At 36.0% G+C, this 20,942-nt stretch carries 18 protein-coding genes and 1 other RNA gene; 10 read left to right on the forward strand and 9 right to left on the reverse strand.

Annotation, left to right across the window (positions count from 1 at the left end; translation table 11 throughout):
• Positions 1–9 precede the first annotated feature (9 nt).
• From ACFRAE_RS09010 to ACFRAE_RS09035, 6 genes are all read left to right on the forward strand, one after another.
• Positions 10–798 carry a hypothetical protein gene (locus tag ACFRAE_RS09010; protein WP_422796815.1) on the forward strand — a complete coding sequence of 263 codons (789 nt, stop codon included), beginning with the start codon at positions 10–12 and terminating at the stop codon, positions 796–798.
• A gap of 43 nt (positions 799–841) precedes the next feature.
• Positions 842–1,108: a hypothetical protein gene (locus tag ACFRAE_RS09015; RefSeq protein WP_422796816.1), complete on the forward strand. Its 267-nt coding sequence runs from the start codon at positions 842–844 to the stop codon at positions 1,106–1,108.
• 81 nt (positions 1,109–1,189) lie between these two features.
• On the forward strand, positions 1,190–1,384 hold the full coding sequence (locus ACFRAE_RS09020; RefSeq protein ID WP_422796817.1) for a hypothetical protein: 195 nt from the start codon (positions 1,190–1,192) through the stop codon (positions 1,382–1,384).
• 57 nt (positions 1,385–1,441) lie between these two features.
• Entirely contained in the window at positions 1,442–2,077 is a 636-nt protein-coding gene (locus ACFRAE_RS09025) for a type IV toxin-antitoxin system AbiEi family antitoxin domain-containing protein (protein WP_422796818.1), read from the forward strand.
• Positions 2,074–2,928: a nucleotidyl transferase AbiEii/AbiGii toxin family protein gene (locus ACFRAE_RS09030; protein ID WP_422796819.1), complete on the forward strand. Its 855-nt coding sequence runs from the start codon at positions 2,074–2,076 to the stop codon at positions 2,926–2,928. Before ACFRAE_RS09025 ends, ACFRAE_RS09030 begins: the two co-directional genes overlap by 4 nt.
• Positions 2,929–3,024: 96 nt before the next feature.
• Positions 3,025–4,584: a recombinase family protein gene (locus ACFRAE_RS09035; protein ID WP_422796820.1), complete on the forward strand. Its 1,560-nt coding sequence runs from the start codon at positions 3,025–3,027 to the stop codon at positions 4,582–4,584.
• Here the strand turns inward: ACFRAE_RS09035 and ssrA are convergent.
• Positions 4,545–4,912: a transfer-messenger RNA gene (gene ssrA, locus ACFRAE_RS09040) on the reverse strand. The genes ACFRAE_RS09035 and ssrA overlap by 40 nt on opposite strands.
• A gap of 281 nt (positions 4,913–5,193) precedes the next feature.
• Between ssrA and ACFRAE_RS09045 the strand changes: the two genes are divergently transcribed.
• Positions 5,194–6,150, forward strand: a complete 957-nt coding sequence (locus ACFRAE_RS09045; protein ID WP_422796821.1) for a hypothetical protein — start codon at positions 5,194–5,196, stop codon at positions 6,148–6,150.
• A gap of 62 nt (positions 6,151–6,212) precedes the next feature.
• Here the strand turns inward: ACFRAE_RS09045 and hisD are convergent, their stop codons facing one another.
• The 3 genes from hisD to ACFRAE_RS09060 all read right to left on the reverse strand — a co-directional run bounded on the left by hisD (position 6,213) and on the right by ACFRAE_RS09060 (position 11,362).
• The gene (hisD, locus tag ACFRAE_RS09050; protein ID WP_422796822.1) at positions 6,213–7,505 is read right to left on the reverse strand and encodes a histidinol dehydrogenase; all 1,293 of its coding nucleotides are present in this window, start codon (positions 7,503–7,505) and stop codon (positions 6,213–6,215) included.
• Position 7,506: 1 nt separating this feature from the next.
• Positions 7,507–8,358 (reverse strand): ATP phosphoribosyltransferase, encoded by an 852-nt coding sequence (hisG, locus tag ACFRAE_RS09055; protein WP_422796823.1) that lies wholly within the window; start codon positions 8,356–8,358, stop codon positions 7,507–7,509.
• A 427-nt stretch (positions 8,359–8,785) separates the two neighbouring features.
• The gene (locus ACFRAE_RS09060) at positions 8,786–11,362 is read right to left on the reverse strand and encodes a DUF5686 family protein (RefSeq protein ID WP_422796824.1); all 2,577 of its coding nucleotides are present in this window, start codon (positions 11,360–11,362) and stop codon (positions 8,786–8,788) included.
• A gap of 823 nt (positions 11,363–12,185) precedes the next feature.
• On the opposite strand from ACFRAE_RS09060, the gene ACFRAE_RS09065 reads away from it, so the two are divergent.
• From ACFRAE_RS09065 to ACFRAE_RS09075, 3 genes are all read left to right on the forward strand, one after another.
• Positions 12,186–13,754 carry a phosphoenolpyruvate carboxykinase (ATP) gene (locus tag ACFRAE_RS09065; RefSeq protein WP_422796825.1) on the forward strand — a complete coding sequence of 523 codons (1,569 nt, stop codon included), beginning with the start codon at positions 12,186–12,188 and terminating at the stop codon, positions 13,752–13,754.
• A 44-nt stretch (positions 13,755–13,798) separates the two neighbouring features.
• Positions 13,799–14,821: a class 1 fructose-bisphosphatase gene (gene fbp, locus ACFRAE_RS09070; protein ID WP_422796826.1), complete on the forward strand. Its 1,023-nt coding sequence runs from the start codon at positions 13,799–13,801 to the stop codon at positions 14,819–14,821.
• A 300-nt stretch (positions 14,822–15,121) separates the two neighbouring features.
• Entirely contained in the window at positions 15,122–16,912 is a 1,791-nt protein-coding gene (locus ACFRAE_RS09075) for a chloride channel protein (RefSeq protein ID WP_422796827.1), read from the forward strand.
• 2 nt (positions 16,913–16,914) lie between these two features.
• Here the strand turns inward: ACFRAE_RS09075 and ACFRAE_RS09080 are convergent, their stop codons facing one another.
• The 5 genes from ACFRAE_RS09080 to ACFRAE_RS09100 form a co-directional block, all read right to left on the reverse strand.
• The gene (locus ACFRAE_RS09080; RefSeq protein WP_422796828.1) at positions 16,915–17,244 is read right to left on the reverse strand and encodes a DMT family transporter; all 330 of its coding nucleotides are present in this window, start codon (positions 17,242–17,244) and stop codon (positions 16,915–16,917) included.
• Positions 17,245–17,428: 184 nt separating this feature from the next.
• Entirely contained in the window at positions 17,429–17,896 is a 468-nt protein-coding gene (locus tag ACFRAE_RS09085) for a hypothetical protein (protein WP_422796829.1), read from the reverse strand.
• A 150-nt stretch (positions 17,897–18,046) separates the two neighbouring features.
• Positions 18,047–18,442, reverse strand: a complete 396-nt coding sequence (locus tag ACFRAE_RS09090) for a glycosyl hydrolase family 18 protein (protein ID WP_422796830.1) — start codon at positions 18,440–18,442, stop codon at positions 18,047–18,049.
• A complete protein-coding gene (locus tag ACFRAE_RS09095) occupies positions 18,435–19,391 on the reverse strand; it encodes a glycosyl hydrolase family 18 protein (protein WP_422796831.1) in 957 nt (318 codons plus the stop codon). The genes ACFRAE_RS09090 and ACFRAE_RS09095 overlap by 8 nt, the downstream gene beginning before the upstream one ends.
• A 17-nt stretch (positions 19,392–19,408) precedes the next feature.
• Positions 19,409–20,932, reverse strand: coding sequence for a RagB/SusD family nutrient uptake outer membrane protein (locus ACFRAE_RS09100; RefSeq protein ID WP_422796832.1), 1,524 nt, complete (start codon positions 20,930–20,932; stop codon positions 19,409–19,411).
• Between the last annotated feature and the right edge of the window lie 10 nt (positions 20,933–20,942).

Below are 20,942 nucleotides of genomic sequence, written 5' to 3' on the forward strand. Positions count from 1 at the left end.
ATTGTAAAGATGAACAACAAGAATTTTGAATACCTACGTGATCAAGTAAAGTTTACGGGGTTTGGTGAAGGACTGGAGAATGAGCTCAAAGAGTCAATATTGCAGGGTAAGGAGAATTTCACTCTCCAATATCATGCCCAATACCAGCAGGACTATTTGCAAGCAACCCTGAATTTCAATAAGTCCAAAGAAACGGATCTTTATTTTTTCAACTCCTATAAAATGGAGCTGCAAAAGGCAGGAAACAGTACGGACCTTAGTCAGCAGTTTTATATCCATAAGGGAAATAATATTACCATGAAGGAGGCTTATAATTTACTCAGTGGACGCTCTGTTTACAAAGAATTAATCAATCAAAAAGGGGAAGGCTATAAAGCCTGGATTCAATTGGATTTTAAGCAGACTGATAACCATGGAAATTTTAAGATGAATCAGTATCATGAAAATTATGGATATGATTTAAATAAGGAAGTAGAAAAACATAATATTGAGCAATACACGAATTTACAGTATCGAGAAGATTTCCTCGATTCGCTCAAAAAAGGAAATCTCCATGCAGTCAATATCCAGAAAGGCGATGAAAGTGTGAAGGTCTTTGTGGAAGCAAACCCCCAATATAAATCCGTCAATATCTATGACACAAACTTTAAAAAGATAAGCCAGTCCATACCTCATCATCAACGAAAAGAACAAGCATTAGATGAAAAGAAATCAGCTAAGGTAAAGCAGGGAACTGCAATAGATGGAGAATCCAGCCTTAAGCCATCCAAGAAAAAAGTGAAACAGTCTTTGGGATAATTGCATGGATTCGTGCAATGGAGTGCAGCTGATTTCCAGGTTTATGGGTAAGATTACGAACGATGGGCGGATGGGTTCCACTCATATTGCAATTTATACTGCAATATGGATGTATTGGATGGAATGTGGCAAGCCTGAGGTGATTCACGTTTATTGTAGGCAAATTATGCCTAAAGCTAAGATTCGAGCATCGAGTACATATTATGGATGCCTAGGAGATTTACATGGTTTTGGATATCTCCAATATTATCCTTCATATAATCGAAATAAGCCGAGTTGTATAATCTTATCTGGAGAAGGATTGGAGTAAAAGAGATAAATATATAATAAGAAAAATGATGCTGTCTTTGTCAATTAATGAAAGGCAGCATTTTTTGTGGGAGGCAGCGTGATGAATGAATCAATTAAAAAGAATAAAGGAACAATATCGGTACAATCCAACGTTACGACAATTCATCCGTTGGAAACAGAACGTTTAAAAATCGTTAATCTATTGGCGGATATTATAGTCAGCAATGTATTACGGAGTTATATAAATACCCCTCAAGGAATATGGGCAGATAAAAGAGCCATTAAACGTAAATAAATGTTAAATAATTTTGTTTAAATCGGTTTTATTCCGATTTTTATGTAAATATTTAACATGAAAATTGAAGATTCTTTACTGAATTACCGTGAAGAGGTGCTCACCCGACAGATCCTTCTGAGTCTGTTAGATGGCTATCAACGTCCAAATGACAAGATCAGTGAAATGATTAAGCAAGGGAACTTGGTCCATTTAAAGAATGGTTTTTATATTCCAGGACCTAGCTTGCGTGTTGATCTACCGGATGATAAATTAATTGCCAACCATCTTTGGGGTCCAAGTTATGTATCTTCGGATTCTGCGCTTTCCTATTGGGGAATGATTCCTGAGAAGGTTTTTGAAGTACTTTCCTGTACGACAAAAATAGCCAAGTATTATGAGACGCCGATTGGTCGGTTTCGCTATTACCATGTTTCGAAAAACTACTACTCATTAGGAATTAAAAGTGTCCGGTTGACGGAAAGGCAAACTGTTCTTATGGCTTGTCCAGAAAAAGCGTTGTTTGATCGAATTATCCTCACTTCAGGAATTTTATTGAGAAGTTTGCCTCAAACAAAATCATTTTTATTTGAAGATCTACGAATGGATGAGGAACAGCTTTCATCATTGGACGTGGCAATGATGGAGAGTTGGCTTGCTTTTTCACCAAAGAAGCAGAGTTTAGGATGGTTATTAAAAACATTACAGATATGATGATTAAGGAATGGCTAGCTTCCTATGAACCGAAGAATCAAGAGCAGGCTTTCTCAGCTCTTCGAGAGATTATGCAAGAGGTGTCCTTAGCTGGTCTTCAACGATCTGGTTTCTTTGAAAAAGCTGCCTTTTATGGAGGTACAGCTTTGCGGATATTTTATGGATTGGATCGGTTTTCTGAAGATTTAGACTTTTCTTTATTAGAAAGCGATCCAAATTTCTCTTTAGAACCATATTTCAAGGGATTAGTGGAGGAGTTTGCTACTGTTGGCTTGCAGGTTAGTATTAAAGAAAAGAAAAAACTAAAGGGAACTTCGATAGATTCTGCATTTTTAAAACCAGAAACCGTTTGGAGGGAACTAGTTCTTGAAGGTATGGTACTTGATGCGGGTCTAGGGGCTATGGTTGGTCTTAAAATCAAGTTAGAAGTCGACCGTCAACCTCTATTGCGATTCGAAACGGAAGAGAAGTTATTGCTCAAACCCTATTCTTTTTATGTCAAATGCTTTACAAAGCCTAATTTATTTGCAGGAAAAATGCATGCCTTATTGTTTCGTAAATGGCAAAATAGAGTGAAGGGAAGAGATTGGTATGACCTGGAATGGTACATCAGAAAAGGAATCCCTCTGAATCTGGATCATTTTCTAGCTAGAGCTCAGGATACAGGGGATTGGACAAATTCAACAATACATCAAGAAGAGTTCCTTGAGTTGTTAAGGAACCGTATTGAATCTGTTACTATGGAAACGGTCAAAGAAGATATTATCAAATTTATTCCAGAAAGCAAAAAACTAGCTATTTGGTCAAAATCCTATTTTTTGGAACTGATCATGCAATTAAAGTTTGAATAATTATATGGCACAGTTAAATCTGTCAATTAATTGATGTAAAATCGGGAAATTTCCGATTAATTATTAAATTTTTAACAAATCTATTATTTGTCTATTATGAAAAAGGGAATTCGATATTTAAGGTTCAGTAACTATGACCAAAGTCGCCATAGCATCGAACGGCAGGATTTTATTACTTCGCAATGGACAGATAGTGCGGATGTTGAAATAATTGATACTTTCCGAGATGAGGGATATAGCGCTAAGACATTTGATCGTCCCGATGTAAAGGCTTTGTTTTCATTTATCAAAAAGAATCATCAGGAAATCGATTACCTGATTGTTTCTGAATTGACGCGATTTAGCCGTATAACGGGCGATGCAATCAATATGGTCATGAAAATTCAGAAGGAATATGGGATAAAAATAGTCAGTGCTGGCCGGAGCATGGTCTATGATGTTACCGATCACAGTTCTTATTTTATGATGGGCCTAGAATTTCTTTTGGGAGACTCAGAAAATATCAAAAGACAAAATGATATCAACTGGGGGATCTATTCAGCAAAGGCCATTAAAGGAAAATATATCCATGGCGGACCAGCTCCTTATGGATATGAAAAGATTAGGCGTGAACGTGACATGAAATTGGTGATAGAAGAAGAGGAGGCGCAGGTAATACGCTTAATTTACGACTTATTTTTAAAGGATGTTCCTATTTATAAGATTCAAGAAATTGCAGTTTCTCAGGGATTTCCACATACGGGTAATTCCTGCATTAATCGAATTTTAAAGAATCCTCTTTACAGTGGTTTCCAAAAAGTAAAAGCTTGGAAAAATAATCCAGGGGGAATGTTTCCAATAAAAAATGCAGAACCTATTATCGATCTCTATTCTTGGAACCAAGTGCAAGAAAAATTTCGTAAGGAAGTGCGAACTGTTGTTACCTTAAATGAAGACATTCCATTGCGTGGATTGTTACAATGTCATTGTGGGCGGTTCATGACAGGTGCGGCATCGCGAGGAAAAACTGGTCAATATTATTATTACTATCGCTGTCGGTTAACGTCAAAACATAACAATATTAGTGCTATCAAAGCCCATCAACAATTGATGGAGATTTTAAAATTAATTAGTATTCCAACGGATCTTATTCAAGAAATTCGCGACTTAGCAACAAGTATTTTAGATCAGAATTTAAAAACAGAAAAAGAGGGTAATGCAAGTAGAAATAAGGAGCTAGCTGTGGCAGAAAGTAAGTTAAGATCGGTTGAAGAGAAATGGATCAATAACAGTATTAATCAGGAGACTTATTCCAGATGGCATAGCGATCTAACGCAAAAAATACAAACGCTAAAACTCAATAAATTTGATTACGGAAAAGACAAAGACAAGCTAAAAAAGGTCCTGAATTCGGAGCTAAATAAACTCTCAGATCTATCGAAACTTTACGAATCATCGAATGTCATAGATAAGCGTACGCTACTTTCAAGGGTGTTCAATTTGGGTCTCATCATCGATAATGGGAGCTATCGAACTCTCGAAATCAATCCTTTGTTTAATCGTAATATATTGAAAATGAACGAATTGAATTTGTTGAAAGTCACAAAAAAGGGGACTGAAATGTCTTCAATCCCCTCGGGTGGAGCCGGAGGGATTCGAACCCTCGTCCAAACGTAGTATGATTTACGCTTTCTACATGCTTAGCTTCTCTTTAGTTGTCGGGGGAGGGAAGGTGAGTTGCAGACCTATACCGTTCTCCGTATCTGCTGGGTCTCGTCATGACTTAGCAGAATCGCCATGACCAGTTCTAAAGTTCGATGCCCCTAATGTTAAACCAAAGAACAGGATTTAACGGGACAAATAGCTATGTTAAGTCTAACTTAAGCAGCTAAGGCGTAGTTTTCTTCGCCAATTATAAGTGTGAAAGTTCAGATTAAAGTGCTAGACTCACAATGCACTGCATGCTTACATAACCATCGCTACCCTGTCAATTCCGGTCGACCCCATTATGTTAGTTGACAAAAGTAAACAATAACATTGACTACAAGAAACTAAAAACGTTTAAATCCTAACGATTTTTGGAAACATATTTGCTATATTCATATTATACATAAAAGTAGAAAAATGGTATAGTCTATATTTATCAATAGTTTAGAATTCATTTTAATCCATAAAAACTCAATTTTTAAAGATTAGATTTTTAAGATAAATAACAAAATAATTAGGGAAAACAACAAATTACCAAGATAACAATTAGCAATAGACTACCTTAATCATCAAATAATTATGGCAGAAAATACAAAAACAACAGGCGGTACCCCAGAACCCACAGTAGAGAAAAAGGAGATTGTTAGTGCGGCTAAACCAGCAGCAGTAAAAAAAGTAGCTGTAAAACCAGCGGCAGCAAAATCTACAACAGTAAGACCAGCAGCAGCAAAGCCAGCAGCAACAAAATCTACAACAGCAAGTTCAGCAAGTCCAAAAACAACCACGGTTAAAGCATCAACAGCAAAACCTGCCCCTGTAAAAAAAGAAGCTGCAGTCGTTGCAGAGAGTCCAAAAGTAGAAACTGCCAAAAGCAGTACAACTGAGTCCACGACAAAACCTCTAAGCACCCGAGGGCGTAAACCAGGCAATACGACAAAAGTAGCAGTAAAACCAGCTGCGAAAACCGGTTCAGTTAAACCAGCAGCAAAGGCAACAGTAGCCACAGTAGCAAACGCTGATGCAACAAAAACTACAGTGGCGAAGGCAGCTGAGCCGAAAGTAGCATCCAGTGCAGTCACTGCAAAAACAACTTCAAAATCCGTAAAACCTACAGCAGTGAAGCAAGTAAAAACTGCCGTAAAACCTGTAGTCAAAGCTGAAAAAGCTCAAGAGAAAGAAGTTCCAGCAGCAGTAGAAAAAGCTAAGATTGAAAAAGAAGCATCCTATAAAGAGGAAGTTCCTACGAAAAAAGACTTAAAAGCTGATCAAGAGAAAGTTAAAAAAGCCAAGGATTCTGATAAGAAAAAAGATCAAAAGGCCAAAGATTCTGACAAGAAAAAAGATCAAAAGAAAGCAGATAAAAAAGTCAAAAAAGATAAGAAGGCGAAGAAAGTAAAAGCAGCAGAAGTAAAAGATAAGAAAAAATCTACGCCGAAATCGGAAGAAAAAGTCTTAGAGAAAATCAAAGATTCCATCAAAGAGATTTATACCAAAATAGTGGGTAAATCTGCTAAAAAGAAAAAGAAGAAGAAATAAATTCAAAACAAAAAAATAGAGGATAAAATTATTTCCTCTATTTTTTTTGATCAAAATCAAAATTATTTATTTTTCTTTCGAATACTCACTGCATTTTTATGCGCTTGCAATCCTTCCAATTCAGCAAGAATTTCCACGGTCGATCCAATCTGTTCCAAACCTTGCTCACTGATGTGTTGAAAGGTGATTTTTTTCACAAAAGAATCCACAGATACCCCTGAATAGGATTTAGCATAACCCGAAGTAGGTAAGGTATGATTAGTTCCAGAAGCATAATCCCCAGCACTTTCAGGCGTTAAATGTCCTAAAAATACAGAACCTGCATTTTGAATCAAATGCGTTAACGAATTCCATTGATCCGTTTCCAATATTAAGTGTTCTGGAGCATAGCTATTGGAAAATGCGATAGCCTCTTGTAAACTATTAACCAAAACAACATAGGAATTTAAAATAGCTTTTTCCGCTAATTCTTTACGCGGGAGTACCGCCAATTGAGCAGTCAATTCTACATTCACTGCAGAGGCAATTTCCTCACTCGTGCAAACCAATACAGCTTGACTATCTATGCCATGTTCCGCTTGCGCTAAAAGGTCCGCAGCCACAAAGGCCGGATTTGCCGATTCATCTGCGATTACCAAGACTTCCGAAGGACCTGCGGGCATGTCAATACTCACATCGCACATTCCTTGAATCAAGCTTTTCGCTTTTGTGACAAATTGATTTCCAGGACCAAATATTTTATTCACTTTTGGAATGCTCTTCGTACCAAAGGCCATGGCAGCCACAGCTTGAGCTCCGCCTGCCAAATAAATTTTTTCAATTTTCAACAGCTTTAGGCAATAAGCTACAAAGCCATTAATTTTTCCATGGTGTTGTGGGGGCGAGCAAACAACAATTTCTCGACAACCGGCAATTCGAGCAGGAATACCCAGCATCAATAAGGTGCTTGGTAGCACAGCAGATCCACCAGGGATATATAAGCCTACCTTTTCTATGGCTCTCGCTTCTCGCCAGCATTTTACTCCTGGCATCGTTTCCACTGTACGTTCCTTACGTAATTGGGTTTGGTGGAATTTGTATATATTTTGAAAAGCTATTTCCAGCGCGCGCATTTGGTCGCGAGAAATAGACATCGATAAGGCTTCGATTTCTTCCTTATCTAAAAACAAGCGGTCTAAATTAACCTTATCAAATTGCTTGGCATAATTGAGCAAAGCAGCATCTCCATTCGTTTGAACTTCTTGAATAATCTGGTGAACCGTATCTTGAATGGCATGATTAGGATCCGTATTTCTGCTCACTAGCTGCTGAATCTCCTCGGCAGATAGTGTTTGATAAGAATAAGATTTCAGCATATTACAAAATAATTTTTTCAATAGGCATAACTACAATGCCTTGTGCACCTGCAGCCTTCAATTTGTTGATTTTATCCCAAAAGTCATCTTCTGAAATAACAGTATGAACAGCAACCCAACCTTCTTCAGCCAATGGCACTACTGTAGGACTTTTTACCCCATGCAATAATTCCGTGATTTGGCTTAGATTTTTCTTTTCTACATTCAATACCACATACTTCGTTTCTTTGGCTCTCAAAACCGATTGTATACGTTGTAATAATTCGCAGATTATTGGATTCTCTTCCAATCCTTCACGACCTATTAGAATAGCCTCAGAATGACGAACATCAACAAATGGTTTTAAACCATTGCTTTTCAATGTTCCTCCAGTAGAAACAATATCGCAAATTGCATCGCTCAAGCCTAATCCAGGTGCAATTTCTACCGAACCGGAGATTTCACGGATAGCTGCTTGAATATGGTATTCATTTAAAAATTGCTGTAAGATGTTAGGGTAGGAGGTCGCGATAGATTTTCCATTCAAATCTTCCAATCGCTCGATTGCTGAATCCTTTGGTATAGCTAATTTTAATGTACATTTACCAAATCCTAAACGTTGTAGATATTGTACTTTAGATTGGGTTTCATCAATCACATTCTCACCAACAATCCCTAAATCTGCAATACCTTGTTCCACATAACCCGGAATATCATCATCCCTAAGAAATAAAATTTCCAAGTTAAAATTGGAAACGCGTGTTATTAATGAACTTTTATAGTTTTCGAAGTCTAATCCGCAATTTTTAAGAAGAAGTACTGATTTTTCATTTAACCTACCCGATTTCTGGATAGCAATTTTAAGATTTTTCAAAATATCGGTTTTTGTTGTGTGTGTATTTTATTAATATGTTGTTATAAGATCCAAGGGAAAAACTTGCTTTACGTAAAAGCCAATACTATTATCTATCGCCGCAATGGCGATGATGAAAACAGTGATGGTATGTGCAAGTGATCTTCATATTAATAACGACACAAATGTAAGTCTTACAAAAGTTTATTGCAAATATTTTTTGAAGAAAAGCTGATTAAAACACGGTTTTTCCGCAAACATCAACTTAAACATACAGCTTAAGGAAAGCTAGATTTTAAAATGATTAAGTTCAGCACTTATTTAGAACCGATACGGAGTCTAAATAGCTCCTCTTTTTCCAAAACATCCGTATCCGGCTGCACAAAGCCTCGGAAGACCTCGTTCCAAAGGAGATAGCAAAAAAAACCTATCCGCTACCTTATTTAGTCTAAAAATCAAATTTTACCCTTGCACGAACACCCCATGCTGGTGCATCCGGATGATCTAAATAGTTCAGTCGTTTCACGACATCCACACGTAAGATTTTAAAGATATTTGCTACACCAGCACTTGCCTCCATGTACGGTTTATTTCCAAAAGTATAAGAAGTTTGTTGGCCTTCATTATTGACTTGCCAAGCGTATATGTTATTATTTAAGGATGGATTATTACTAGCTCTTAAGCTTCCATAAACACCTTTAAAACTAAAAACCTCCCGTAGCTTTAGTTTCTTAAGTAAAGGGATTTTATTGAATAGGAAACCATTCATATAATACTGCACATTTAAAGAAGCATGCTTGTCCGAAATGAATTCCATGAAATTCATGAGGTTGTAAGATTGCAACTGATAGGCATACGTTTGGTTGGCCCGGTGAATATTTAAAACTGGAAACGATAAATTATCTCCTAGAATATAAGTTCCATCTACATTGATATCAGCATAGCCCAATTGCGATAAGTATAGGCGTTTAAATACGCCAGCTGTAAAATTGTGGTATGCACTTTCACCGCCAAACAAGTCTTTTATCCCAGCAGCATAGTTGAAACTAAGTATCGGATATTGATTAACGATGGGAGTTCTATACAATTTTCCTTGAAAATATTCCTCATTTGGAGCATAGCGAAAACCTATATTAAATTCCGTATTCTTCATTTCATTCAATTGCTTGAATGCACCATTTAATTGCGGTAAGCGGAAGGCTAATACCCCAGCTGGGTTCTGTTTCCAGGTAGCCAATCCAGCATTTACGGAGAAATTATTGCTGAATTCGACTTTATAATCTAAGCGATAAACTTCATTGTACAAATAACTTTTATTTTCTCCTCGTTTAAAAGACAATAAAACATTATCCTCTTGGATGAATTCTAAGTTTTGTCCTGGAATTTTGGTGTCGTATGATGCAGAAATTCGCACATAATGTTGTGGAAATTTATAGATGGACTTATTATTTAATGAGTACGTTCCGCTAAGAAAATATTTCCATTTTTGGTCTTCAAAGCCATATGCACCATAACCTTCCATGTAAAATCGCTTGCTTAAGCGGTCGGTGGTTCTTCCACCTACACGTAACCTAAAGCCCTCCACCGGATTATACGAATAAAATGTATTTACAGGTCCTATTTCCAATGGCCCAGCTTGTTTGTAGCCTGAAAAAATCAAGGTAGAAATGTCCATAAAGGTCCTAAATGAAGGCATTTGCTGTAAACTGTCTATATTTTCATAGATTATCTTTTCAGAGGTCTGTAAAGGCTCTAAACGCATATTAGCCCATAAAGTTTCCTCTTCTTCAGTTTTAGGTTTTACAAGTTCTTGGTTCACCACATACTTGTCAGGAACCTGGTATATACTATCAGGACGTTCGATGCCATTTTGATATTTATCTATTAATACCACGCGTTTTCCTTTGATGCCCTTGCCTTTGTCGGTAATGGAAAAGTCGATACCTAAACTGGATTTGCTGAGGTAGTATTTTTGATCATCATTTTTTTTGAAAGCCAGTTCGATAGCTAAATCTCGTACAAAATTTAAATTGATATCGTCATTTACCGTCATTTCAGCACGTTGAACTGCATATTGTCCATCTAGGGTAATGTATAACTTCCCTTTGAATAATAAATCTGCTTTATTCCTAGGGAAGAAGCTTAATTCTACCAAATAAGGTTGACTTGTTTTAATCGTATCTGTAATGTAATACCGGTAAAATGTAGGGGCTGAATTCGCTATTGGACTCAAAAACTGATTCGTTAAAATATGAATGTTATTATCGTATATTTCAACCTCATCGTACAATCGATTAAAATATTTACTTAGTCCATCATTATCAACGAATTTAGGGTCAAATTCTGCTTTTCGTTCAGCAAGAATGTATTGTTTTTTCGCATTGGGATCCTTTCGGTAATACACTTTGGAGAATTTCTCCTCCATATACGCTGGTAATAGAAAATTGTTGCCACTGTTCGTGCTATCGTCTTCTTGGAATAAAAACTGGTATTTTTTAAATATCTTTTTATTCTTAAACTTCGCATCTAGATTACTTAAGCCTAAACTTATTTTTTCATACTGATCAAATTCTGCAAGCTTTTGACCCGTAAGTCTATTCTCATCGCGATGTTCAACTACTTTTCGGATTAACTCAACTGCTGGATTATTTTTGTTGGAATATTTTAAACGTCTTGGCGCTGTAACCACGATTTCCTCGATACTGTTCGATGGAAATAACATCACGCGAATGTTTTGCTGTGGATCTTGATTTAATGGATATTCCTCTGCAGAAAAACCGATGGAACTTACTCTTATCGCTTTAGCGCTGTTGGGTATGTTCATCGTATATTCTCCATTGGCATTCGTAGTCGTTTTCAAATTTTTATCTCCACCCAACACGGTTACCGTAGCATAAGGTATAGGCTCATAGCTGTCTGCATTGAATACTTTTCCAGTGATATGCAGGGTTTGCTGTGCCCAAACAAGGGGAAGCTGTAAGCTCAATAGGAGAAAGAATGTAAAGCGTAGTATGTATGTTTTCATAATATTACTTTTTGACTATTTTATCTATTTGTTCAAAAAGTAATGCAAATAACAGGTAAATATTTCAAATTAAAAAATTGAAATCCATGGAAATGACTTAGGAATGATAAAAATCCTTAGAGAAATAGAAGTTATGACATTTGTTTAACGAATTCAAAAGCTGAAGACTGCTGTTTTATACGGCTTAAGTCCATTTGCAGCTATTTAAACCCAGTATACCTCTATTGCCTTATAGGATTGTTTTGACTGTAAATATGCTTAAAGTTTCCTTCCCACGACCGTCTTAACCAGGCCATTTATTAAGGTTTTAGCTTGTTCTTCTAAGGATCTCGTGCGGATCTTGTTCGGATCTCGTTTCTATTTCAGTCGGTAAAAAACGAACAAGATCCGTGAAAGTTCCAATTAACATCCCTGTAACGGCAATAGTTTATCAAGTAAATTTCAATTGGAACTTATAAAAAGTGGATAATCCTAATTGTTGCGCTAGATAAACCTATTTTGTCATTTTATAAATAAATATTATCTTAAAGTTTTAGCAAATCAAACAATCTACTTTTTTAATGTATTTATTATAATTATTTGAAGCATTAAATACTTGTTTTTCAATTGTTGATGGCTAATATGTTGCTATTTCCTTTAAACTATGTTTTTGTTATTGGATAATTTTTTAATTGAAATCAAGCTAAATTTTTTTATAAAAAATTTTAAATTTAAATCCTTGTAAATAAGTGTTTTAGATATGTGTAATTTATACAATATGCTAAATTTTCATTTTTTTATGCTAAAAATATATATAGATTTGTCAGCGTAATAAAGCCTATATATGACAAAATTAATTAGCAATCAATTGGCCAATTTGGGTATACAACCCTTGGATCCATTGTATTTCCAGCTTTCCGTTCCAGAATTAGTAGAACACGCAATCCGTAATCAAGAAGCAAGCTTATCTGACAGCGGTGCTTTATGTTTCCAAACTGGGCAGTTTACTGGTCGTTGCCCTGAATCACGTTTTTTAGTTCATGATGAATTAACTGCTCAAACTGTAAATTGGGGAAAAGTTAATAAACCGATTACCGGTCAACTTTTTGAATTACTATTGCATCGAGTGAGCTTATACCTTTCAGATATTCCTTTGTATATCCGTACGGTGCAAGCATGCAATCACCCTAAATTTGCCCAAGAAATATTAACGGTTACCGAAGGGCCTTGTCAAGATATTTTTGTGCACAACATGTTTATTAATACCGATGTGCAGGAACAAAAACATATCGATTGGACTGTATTAGTAGCATCCAAGATGGAGGTATCAGATTATGCAGATTTAGGTTTGCCTACAGCACACTGTGTTTTACTCGATTTATCTAAGCAGCTTGTTTTAATCATAGGAACAGCGTATACTGGGGAAATTAAGAAAAGTATATTTAGTGCACTTAATTATTACCTCCCTTTGAAACATAAGGTGTTAACCATGCATTGTGCAGCAAACGTAGGAAAAGAGAAAGACACAGCGCTATTTTTTGGTTTATCAGGTACTGGGAAAACTACCTTATCTTCCGATGAAGGTCGCTATTTAATAGGAGATGATGAACATGGTTGGTCCGAGGAAGAAGTTTTCAATTTTGAAGGGGGCTGTTATGCCAAAACTATTGGTTTATCTGCACAGCAAGAGCCTCAGATATACAATGCGATTAAGTTTGGTTCACTGGTAGAAAATGTCTTATTTAAACCTGGAACTAGGGAAGTTGATTTTGACAATGCCAACATTACTGAAAATATGCGTGCATCATATCCTATTGATCATTTGACGAATATCAATCCAAAGGGTCAGGATGCAGAACCTAAGCATATATTCTACCTCAGTGCTGATGCCTTTGGCATTTTACCGGCCATATCAAAATTGAATGCAGAACAGGCTATGTACTATTTTTTAAATGGGTATACCGCCAAGGTGGCAGGAACCGAGTTAGGAGTAAAAACGCCTACAGCGACGTTTTCTGCATGTTTTGGAGCTGCCTTTCTACCACTTCATCCCATGCATTATGCGCAAATGTTGAAGGAAAAATTGGAAGCCAACCCCAATATTCAAGTTTGGCTGGTCAATACCGGTTGGGTAGCTGGCCCATATGGTGTAGGTCGACGGATTTCATTAACTTATACCAGACAACTGATCCGTTCGGCAATGAACAGCCATTTGGGGGATGCTGGTTTTGAGGAACATCCTATTTTTGGATTAAATATCCCTAAGGAGTGCCCTGGAATCCCTTCTAGGTTGTTGAATCCTAAAAAAATGTGGGATAACGAAGAAGCTTACGATGAGCTGGCTTTAAAATTGAAAAGTATGTTTGATTCCAATTACAAGCAATTTGTAGCGGCAGAAACTTTGGTTAAATAAGTTTTTTTTCATCCTATTTGAGTATAGCTAAGCTATTGAATCATATGAGTATTCAGACATTAGAACAATTTATCACCGAACAACAAACACAATTTCCACAAGCCAAAGGAGAGTTTACCCGTCTTCTACAATCCATTTCTTTGGCTGCTAAAATTGTGCATCGAGAAGTTAATAAGGCAGGATTGGCTGATATTCTTGGGAAACAAGGAAGTCAAAATATACAAGGGGAAGAACAACAAAAATTAGATGTATTTGCCGATTATTACTTCCTTGACATATTAAAAAAAGCGGGAGAATGTTGTTATTTAGCTTCAGAAGAACACGAAGATGGTTTAGATCTCAGTAGTCCATCGCACTACCCCAATGGAAAATATATGGTTTATTTTGACCCATTGGATGGCTCTTCAAACATTGATGCCAATGTATCTGTTGGTACTATTTTTTCAATTTATAGGCGTGTTAGTCCTTCAGGAGAATTACAGGATGAAGATTTTGCACAAACAGGTCGGCAGCAAGTCGCCGCAGGCTATGTGATTTATGGTTCTTCAACCATGTTAGTTTACAGCACAGGTAAAGGAGTGAATGGTTTTACACTAGATCCTTCGATCGGTGAGTTTTGCTTGTCACATCCGCAATTACGAATTCCTGAACTAGGGAAAACTTATTCTATTAATGAAAGCAACTATAATCAGTTTTCAGCAGGAATCAAACAATACCTCCAATTTTGTAAGAATCAGGATCCAGCAACTCAAAGACCCTATACATCCAGGTACATAGGATCTTTAGTAGCCGATTTCCACCGTAATTTAATTCAAGGTGGTATTTTCTTGTATCCAGAAACATCAACCTATCCCAATGGAAAACTTCGATTAATGTACGAGTGTAATCCTTTAGCTTTCATTGCTGAACAGGCTGGGGGTAAAGCCAGTACAGGATTTTTGCCAATCTTAGATATTCAACCAAATGCTTTACATCAACGCTGTCCTTTAATTATTGGAAGTGTCAGGATGGTAGAAGAAGTATTACTTTACGTTAAGGAAGAGGTCGAATTAATTTTGAACAGTTAGCTTATACTTTTAACGCCTGATAGGCTTTGTCGTTCATTGATTTCGTGATTTTATAGTTTATGCTGTAGATTGTTTCCATGCAATTTATTCAAATCTTCCCCTTTATGTGTGCTGCAACAAAGGTAGTATTCTGATTTGCTTGAGCCATCAAAATACCTAACTCTTATACGAACTACAGAATACTAATTTTATATTTGTATCAAATTTTGTTAAACATGGACAAACGGATGTTGATTTTCATCCATTGAATTCCACACCTCCTCAATTTCTAATAGAAATTTGGAAACAAATACGGTACTTATGAAGGAAAAACTATTAAAAAAGCTTGTCAATATTAATAATTGGCGAATGCGAAAAATTTCCAATAGGAACTTCTTGATCGTATTAGCATTTTTAGTGGGTATAGTCGGTGGATTGGCAGCCGCATTATTAAAAGGCTTAACGCATTTTATTGCTGAAACCTTGCAAAATGATATTGAGTGGCATTATAAATACTTATTGTATTTAGTTTTTCCATTGATAGGGATCTTTTTAAGCGTGTTGTATGTTCGCAAGTTTTTAAAAGGTAAACACATGGATCATGGGATTACACCCATCATCTATGCGATCTCCAGAAGATCCAGTAAGATTGATTTACACAATGTTTATTCCCAGATATTTACATCGGCATTAACTGTAGGATTTGGAGGATCATCCGGATTGGAGGCTCCAATTGCGCACAGTGGTTCTGCCATAGGTTCCAATATCGGCCGTTTTTTCGGATTGAGTTACAAGGAAGTTACGATGCTTTTAGCTTGTGGGGCTGCTGCAGGGATATCTGGAGCGTTTAATAGTCCTGTAGCGGGGATGATTTTTGCCATCGAGATTTTATTGACGGAGTTTTCCATACCCGCATTTATTCCTTTGTTGATTTCATCGGCATTAGCTGCCGTGATTTCCCGTGTATTATATGCAGAACCTTTATTTCACACTGCCGCGATCGAATGGAAGGTGGAAGCTTTAGTCTTTTACGTATTGATGGCGATATTAGTGGGATTGTTTACTGTGTATTTTTCTAAAATATCGACACTTATAAAAACAGGAATTGGAAAGATAAAAAATCCATATAATAAGGTTTGGTTCAGTGGAATCAGTTTAGGAATTATGATATTTATTTTCCCCGCCTTGTATGGAGAAGGATATTTAACCATTCAACAAATATTAGATGGGCATTTCGATGCAATCGTTAAAAACTCGTTGTTCTCTGATTTTAAAGACATTTGGTGGGTTGTTTTGGCCTATACCATATTAACCCTGTTTTCCAAATCTATGGCTTCCTTATTGACTATTTATGGCGGAGGAAATGGGGGAGTATTTGGCCCCAGTCTTGTCATGGGAGGTCTATTGGGATTTGCTTTTGCATTTGGGGTGAATCAAACCGGATTTATTCAATTAAATGTACCCAATTTCACGATGGCGGGAATGGCTGCTGCGTTGGCAGGCATCATGCATGCACCATTAACGAGCATTTTTTTAATTGCAGAAATTACAGGCGGTTACACCCTGATGGTACCTCTTATGCTGGTGTCTTCCATATCCTATTTAATCAATCGATCGATAATGAAACATTCCATCTATACGAAAGTTCTTGCTGAATCAGGCGATTTGATTTCCTATGAAAATAAAGATCGAACAGTATTAAGTATGATGAAAATGAGGTATGTGCTGGAAACTAACTTCGTGGAATTGAAACCAGAAGAAACACCTAAAATGAGGCAATCTGATATTATTCATTCCAAACGCAATATTTTTCCAATCGTCGATCAAGAAGGAAAGTTCTTAGGGATTATATATAGTGAGCGATTATTTTCTATTTTATTAGGGGAAGAAAACGGGCGAGATACGAGTTTTAGTGTATTGGCTCAAAAGCCGGCAGATGTACTTTTAGAAACAGAACCAATGGATGTCGTGATGGCCAAGATGAATAAAGATGATGTTTGGATATTACCAGTGACCAATAAGGAAGGAAAATATTTGGGATTTATTTCCAAATCTTCGGTATTCAATAAGTACAGAAATTTATTAGTAAGGCAAGGTCAATACCTAGATTAAGTTTAATGAGCACTCATTTTTGAGAATAAATTGATAACTAATACGCCTGCAACGATTAATGTAATTCCTAAAATGGCAGGCAAATCGGGTGTTTGCTTAAAAATAAATAAACCGACCAGTGTGATAAAAACGATTCCTATTCCAGACCATAAGGCATAAGCAACGCCTACAGGCATGGATTTTAAGGTTAAACTTAAAAAGTAAAAAGCTACCAAATATCCAATTACACAAATTAAAGTAGGTTTCCATAAACTAAAACCTTCCGATTTCTTCAGGTAAGTAGTCGCAAATATTTCGCAGACAATTGCTATGATTAGGTATAGGTATTTCATAAATAATTGTTCGATTTAGTGATCAAAGTTAACGTATAATATTTACTTAAAGGTCATTCTTGTCACTTTCCTATGAAGTATACAATATTGCTTTTAGTTTACCAAAATTTAGAGTCTACAGGCATGTTCTTCTGCTTATATAAACCAGATTTTAATTCACTTGGTTTTCTTAATTAATATTGAATTATGCTAATTCCCTTTCGGAAATATCTTTTAATTTTTCCAAAGCAATAGGATAAGTACCTTGAAAAAATTCTAAATATTCCTCCAAGGTTTCTAAATCTACGATAACTGTTGTATTTCCATTATTATTTTCAAAAGTGTAGTTTTCATGTGCACCTGCTAGTTTTTCAATGCTTTGGGAATTGGAAGTATTCAAAGGGTCTGCCCATATTCCGAGCTGCTTGATGGATATGAATTCCGCAGGTTGATGTTCTACTATGGTCGCCACTAGACCGCCTTTTTTTCCAAATTCGTCAAACCCTACAAAATTAATAGTGCTACCCTTTTCCCAATTGCCTTCATAGGTGGAGGTAGGATTAAAGACAGAAACCCAGTATTCATATGTACGTTTGTCTTTTAAACCTAACATCGTTTCATAAACGTTTTGCGCAGAAGCGTTGATCGATTGTTTGAACTGTAATTTTATCATGTTTAATAAAGTTTATTATGGAAATGACTGGATATACCTTAAATTTTATAATTGATTATTAGAAACTCTATAACAAAAATAATTAAGTTTTGATTTTATAGACAAGTAGAAGAATGAATGTTTTAGAATTAACTATGTTTTTTTATAAAATTATCGTGATCCTGGTAGTGTGACAGGAATTTTAGTAGAATATATTGCTGGGTCTTCTTTGCCCAAAACCCAAAAGCAAACTCCAGCTAGACCATATAAGTTCACTAAGTTGATTCTTTTATTAACGGATTCCGCATTATTGAAGAATGCAGCATGGTATACATCATTTTCAAACCATTCTCCGTAAAGTTCATCACACCAATCTTGATACCAACTTTGAAATCCGGGTTTCGACATGTATTCTTCCCAAGGTGTAAATGGCCGAATAATTTGACCTTCATCTGAATTATATTTGAAAGACCATCCGTAGTTTGCAATACCTAGAATAATTTTCTTTGGAGGAACATTTCGAGTGTGAATGGCGTAATCTAAAATATTAATGACCCAGCTATTCACTAACAGGATTTAAGTTAGGAGTACCACGTAAATATTGATCATATGCCATTATTTTGATGTAGCGTACTTCTGGAATATTCAAAGCATTATAATCGAATATCCAATAGGACTCTTCAAGTTCATTAGGAATTCCGCCTATCGTAACATCTAAAATTTTATGGTTATTTTTTAATGCTTTTCCTAATTTTTTCACAAATGCGGAGAATTTATCTTTGTCTATTTCATTTGCATGTTCAAAATTTAAATCCCATCCATCATAATTCCTATATAATGCTTTTTGAGTTAAATTATTTATTAAGTTTTCTTGAGATGCTTCTGAAGCAAGTATTTCATTGATTTGATTTCTAGACATATCACCAATAGTTGGTATCATTAAATCTCCTCGGCTACGAACTTGTGCTATTTGTTGTGCATTGAAAACATAAGGTCTTTCGTATATAGATCCATCTGCCACACTGTTTCCAGGTTCCTGACTATCTGTGCCAAGGTTGTACCAATACGGGTTAACTTCAGAAAACAGCTTATCATTATTGAGATAGACTTGATGACTCGTCTGATTCCATCCATCATTATACCAACCTGAAACCACAATGGAACTTTCTTTATTATATAGTTCAGGGTCATTTTCAATCACCTCAATTTGCTTTACGACAGAGTCAATACCACCTTTTGATGTTGGATATAAAATCACATCATATGTCCCAGAACTTCCAATGTAAACGGAAACAGTATCACCTTCAAATGTTTTACCTAAGTTGGGAATTCTCCATCTTGAAATTGTTGGTTTTGCCGTGGTGTTTTTTAAAGTGAATTGGTATGGGCTAGATTGAAGTATTTCAAAATCACCTTTAGTCGCGGGACCTAGGTTCTCTATATTTTTTTGACAAGAAATTAGGCAAAAGAACAGAAAGTTTAAACCTAGCGAAGCAATCCGTTTAATAATTTTCATGTGGTATAGTTTTAGTTTTAATAATTAGGATTTTGGTTCAAGGCCGTATTATTCAATTCGTTTAAAGGGATGGGCAGAATTTCATTTTTATTTTTCTCAAAACCTTTAAAGGCTAAGATTTCGGCGGCTTGACCTGTTCTTACGAGATCATAAAAGCGATGTCCTTCCATGGCTAACTCCATTTTTCGCTCCTGGTATATGTTGCTTAATGTCGCAGGCACAGAAGCTAATTTAACACGTTTTCTAACTTCATCTAGATACCATTGTGCCGTATGACCGTTATTGCCAACTGCGTTTATTTTTCCTCTTACAAGTGCTTCTGCTGCCATTAGATACACATCTGCTAATCGTATTTCAATATAATTATTTGGCCAATTTAATTCAGCAATACCTGTTGTTGACTCATATTTCTTTAATGCTGCAAATTTTTTAATAAAATAACCCGAATTTTGATACCCTTTGCTATATGATGCATTTGTATTGCTGTTTACTAAACTATCTAAATTTAGAATCGTAAAGCCATATCTTGGATCAGCTTTCATTTCTAGCGCAAAACTTTCCTTTACAGGATTGAAACCATATCCTCCTCCCCAATAAATAGGTCCGACGTAAGCTCGTGGCCCTATAATCGTTGGATATAAATTACCTAGAATGTCGGTATGTTCCCAAGTCGCATTTTGCTTATTTGTTTGCGGAATTTCTAGAATGGATTCCTGATTGAATTTTAATTCCGGGTTGAAAATATCTCCGAAGTTGGCGAGTAATGCGTATTGACCTGAACTTAAAACACTATTGAACCAAGTCGCTGCTTCTATCATTCTATCGTCTTTATTTTGGAATAAAATAGCTTTTCCCAGCAATGCCATTGCCGCACCTTTGCTTGCACGACCTTGCTCCTTAACTTGAATTTTTTCAGGTAAATCAGGAATCGCGGCTTTTAAATCTTCTTCAATTTGTTTGTAAATTTCTTCAGATGAAGATTGAGTAATCGTATACCAATCATCAGCATTCAAAACTTTGTTAATCAGTGGAATATTCTTAAATAATCTGACCAATTCAAAATGAAAATAGGCTCTTAAGAATTTAGCTTCCGCAATATATCTGTGTTTGAGTTCTTCATTCAGACCTGGGATATTTGTTTCTGATTTTTCGATAACTAAGTTTGCTCTGTAAATACCATCGTAATTATTGCCCCAGAATGCCGCTTGGGGTCCCATCGTTGAACTTAATAGTTTGTAATTACTCATGGCTTGCCATGCTAGTTGATCACTAGCAGATCCACCTCCGGCATAACATTCATCAGCAGCCGCATTTAATGGCACTAATTTACTACTATACCAATTTGCAGAACGATCGGAAACTTGTTTGGAAAGAATGGAATAGGCCGATATCATAGCACTGTATAATTCTTCAGGTGTTTTGTAGTAATTTATTTCAAGCTCTTTGCCTTTAGGGTCGTCTATTAAAAAATTCTTTGAACAACTTTGAATACAGTAAATTAAAGTAAGCAGGCTGAATGTTTTATAAAGGTGAATTTTCATGTACATTTAA

This window comes from Sphingobacterium sp. HJSM2_6, assembly GCF_049316305.1.
GTDB lineage: Bacteria > Bacteroidota > Bacteroidia > Sphingobacteriales > Sphingobacteriaceae > Sphingobacterium.

Bases quoted from the DNA above. Each gene is read 5' to 3' on its own strand.
- ACFRAE_RS09010 (WP_422796815.1), top strand. From the start codon at position 10: ATGAACAACAAGAATTTTGAATACCTACGTGATCAAGTAAAGTTTACG.
- ACFRAE_RS09015 (WP_422796816.1), top strand. From the start codon at position 842: ATGGGTAAGATTACGAACGATGGGCGGATGGGTTCCACTCATATTGCA.
- ACFRAE_RS09020 (WP_422796817.1), top strand. From the start codon at position 1,190: ATGAATGAATCAATTAAAAAGAATAAAGGAACAATATCGGTACAATCC.
- ACFRAE_RS09025 (WP_422796818.1), top strand. From the start codon at position 1,442: ATGAAAATTGAAGATTCTTTACTGAATTACCGTGAAGAGGTGCTCACC.
- ACFRAE_RS09030 (WP_422796819.1), top strand. From the start codon at position 2,074: ATGATGATTAAGGAATGGCTAGCTTCCTATGAACCGAAGAATCAAGAG.
- ACFRAE_RS09035 (WP_422796820.1), top strand. From the start codon at position 3,025: ATGAAAAAGGGAATTCGATATTTAAGGTTCAGTAACTATGACCAAAGT.
- ACFRAE_RS09045 (WP_422796821.1), top strand. From the start codon at position 5,194: ATGGCAGAAAATACAAAAACAACAGGCGGTACCCCAGAACCCACAGTA.
- hisD (WP_422796822.1), bottom strand. From the start codon at position 7,505: ATGCTGAAATCTTATTCTTATCAAACACTATCTGCCGAGGAGATTCAG.
- ACFRAE_RS09060 (WP_422796824.1), bottom strand. From the start codon at position 11,362: ATGAAAACATACATACTACGCTTTACATTCTTTCTCCTATTGAGCTTA.
- ACFRAE_RS09065 (WP_422796825.1), top strand. From the start codon at position 12,186: ATGACAAAATTAATTAGCAATCAATTGGCCAATTTGGGTATACAACCC.
- fbp (WP_422796826.1), top strand. From the start codon at position 13,799: ATGAGTATTCAGACATTAGAACAATTTATCACCGAACAACAAACACAA.
- ACFRAE_RS09075 (WP_422796827.1), top strand. From the start codon at position 15,122: ATGAAGGAAAAACTATTAAAAAAGCTTGTCAATATTAATAATTGGCGA.
- ACFRAE_RS09080 (WP_422796828.1), bottom strand. From the start codon at position 17,244: ATGAAATACCTATACCTAATCATAGCAATTGTCTGCGAAATATTTGCG.
- ACFRAE_RS09085 (WP_422796829.1), bottom strand. From the start codon at position 17,896: ATGATAAAATTACAGTTCAAACAATCGATCAACGCTTCTGCGCAAAAC.
- ACFRAE_RS09095 (WP_422796831.1), bottom strand. From the start codon at position 19,391: ATGAAAATTATTAAACGGATTGCTTCGCTAGGTTTAAACTTTCTGTTC.
- ACFRAE_RS09100 (WP_422796832.1), bottom strand. From the start codon at position 20,932: ATGAAAATTCACCTTTATAAAACATTCAGCCTGCTTACTTTAATTTAC.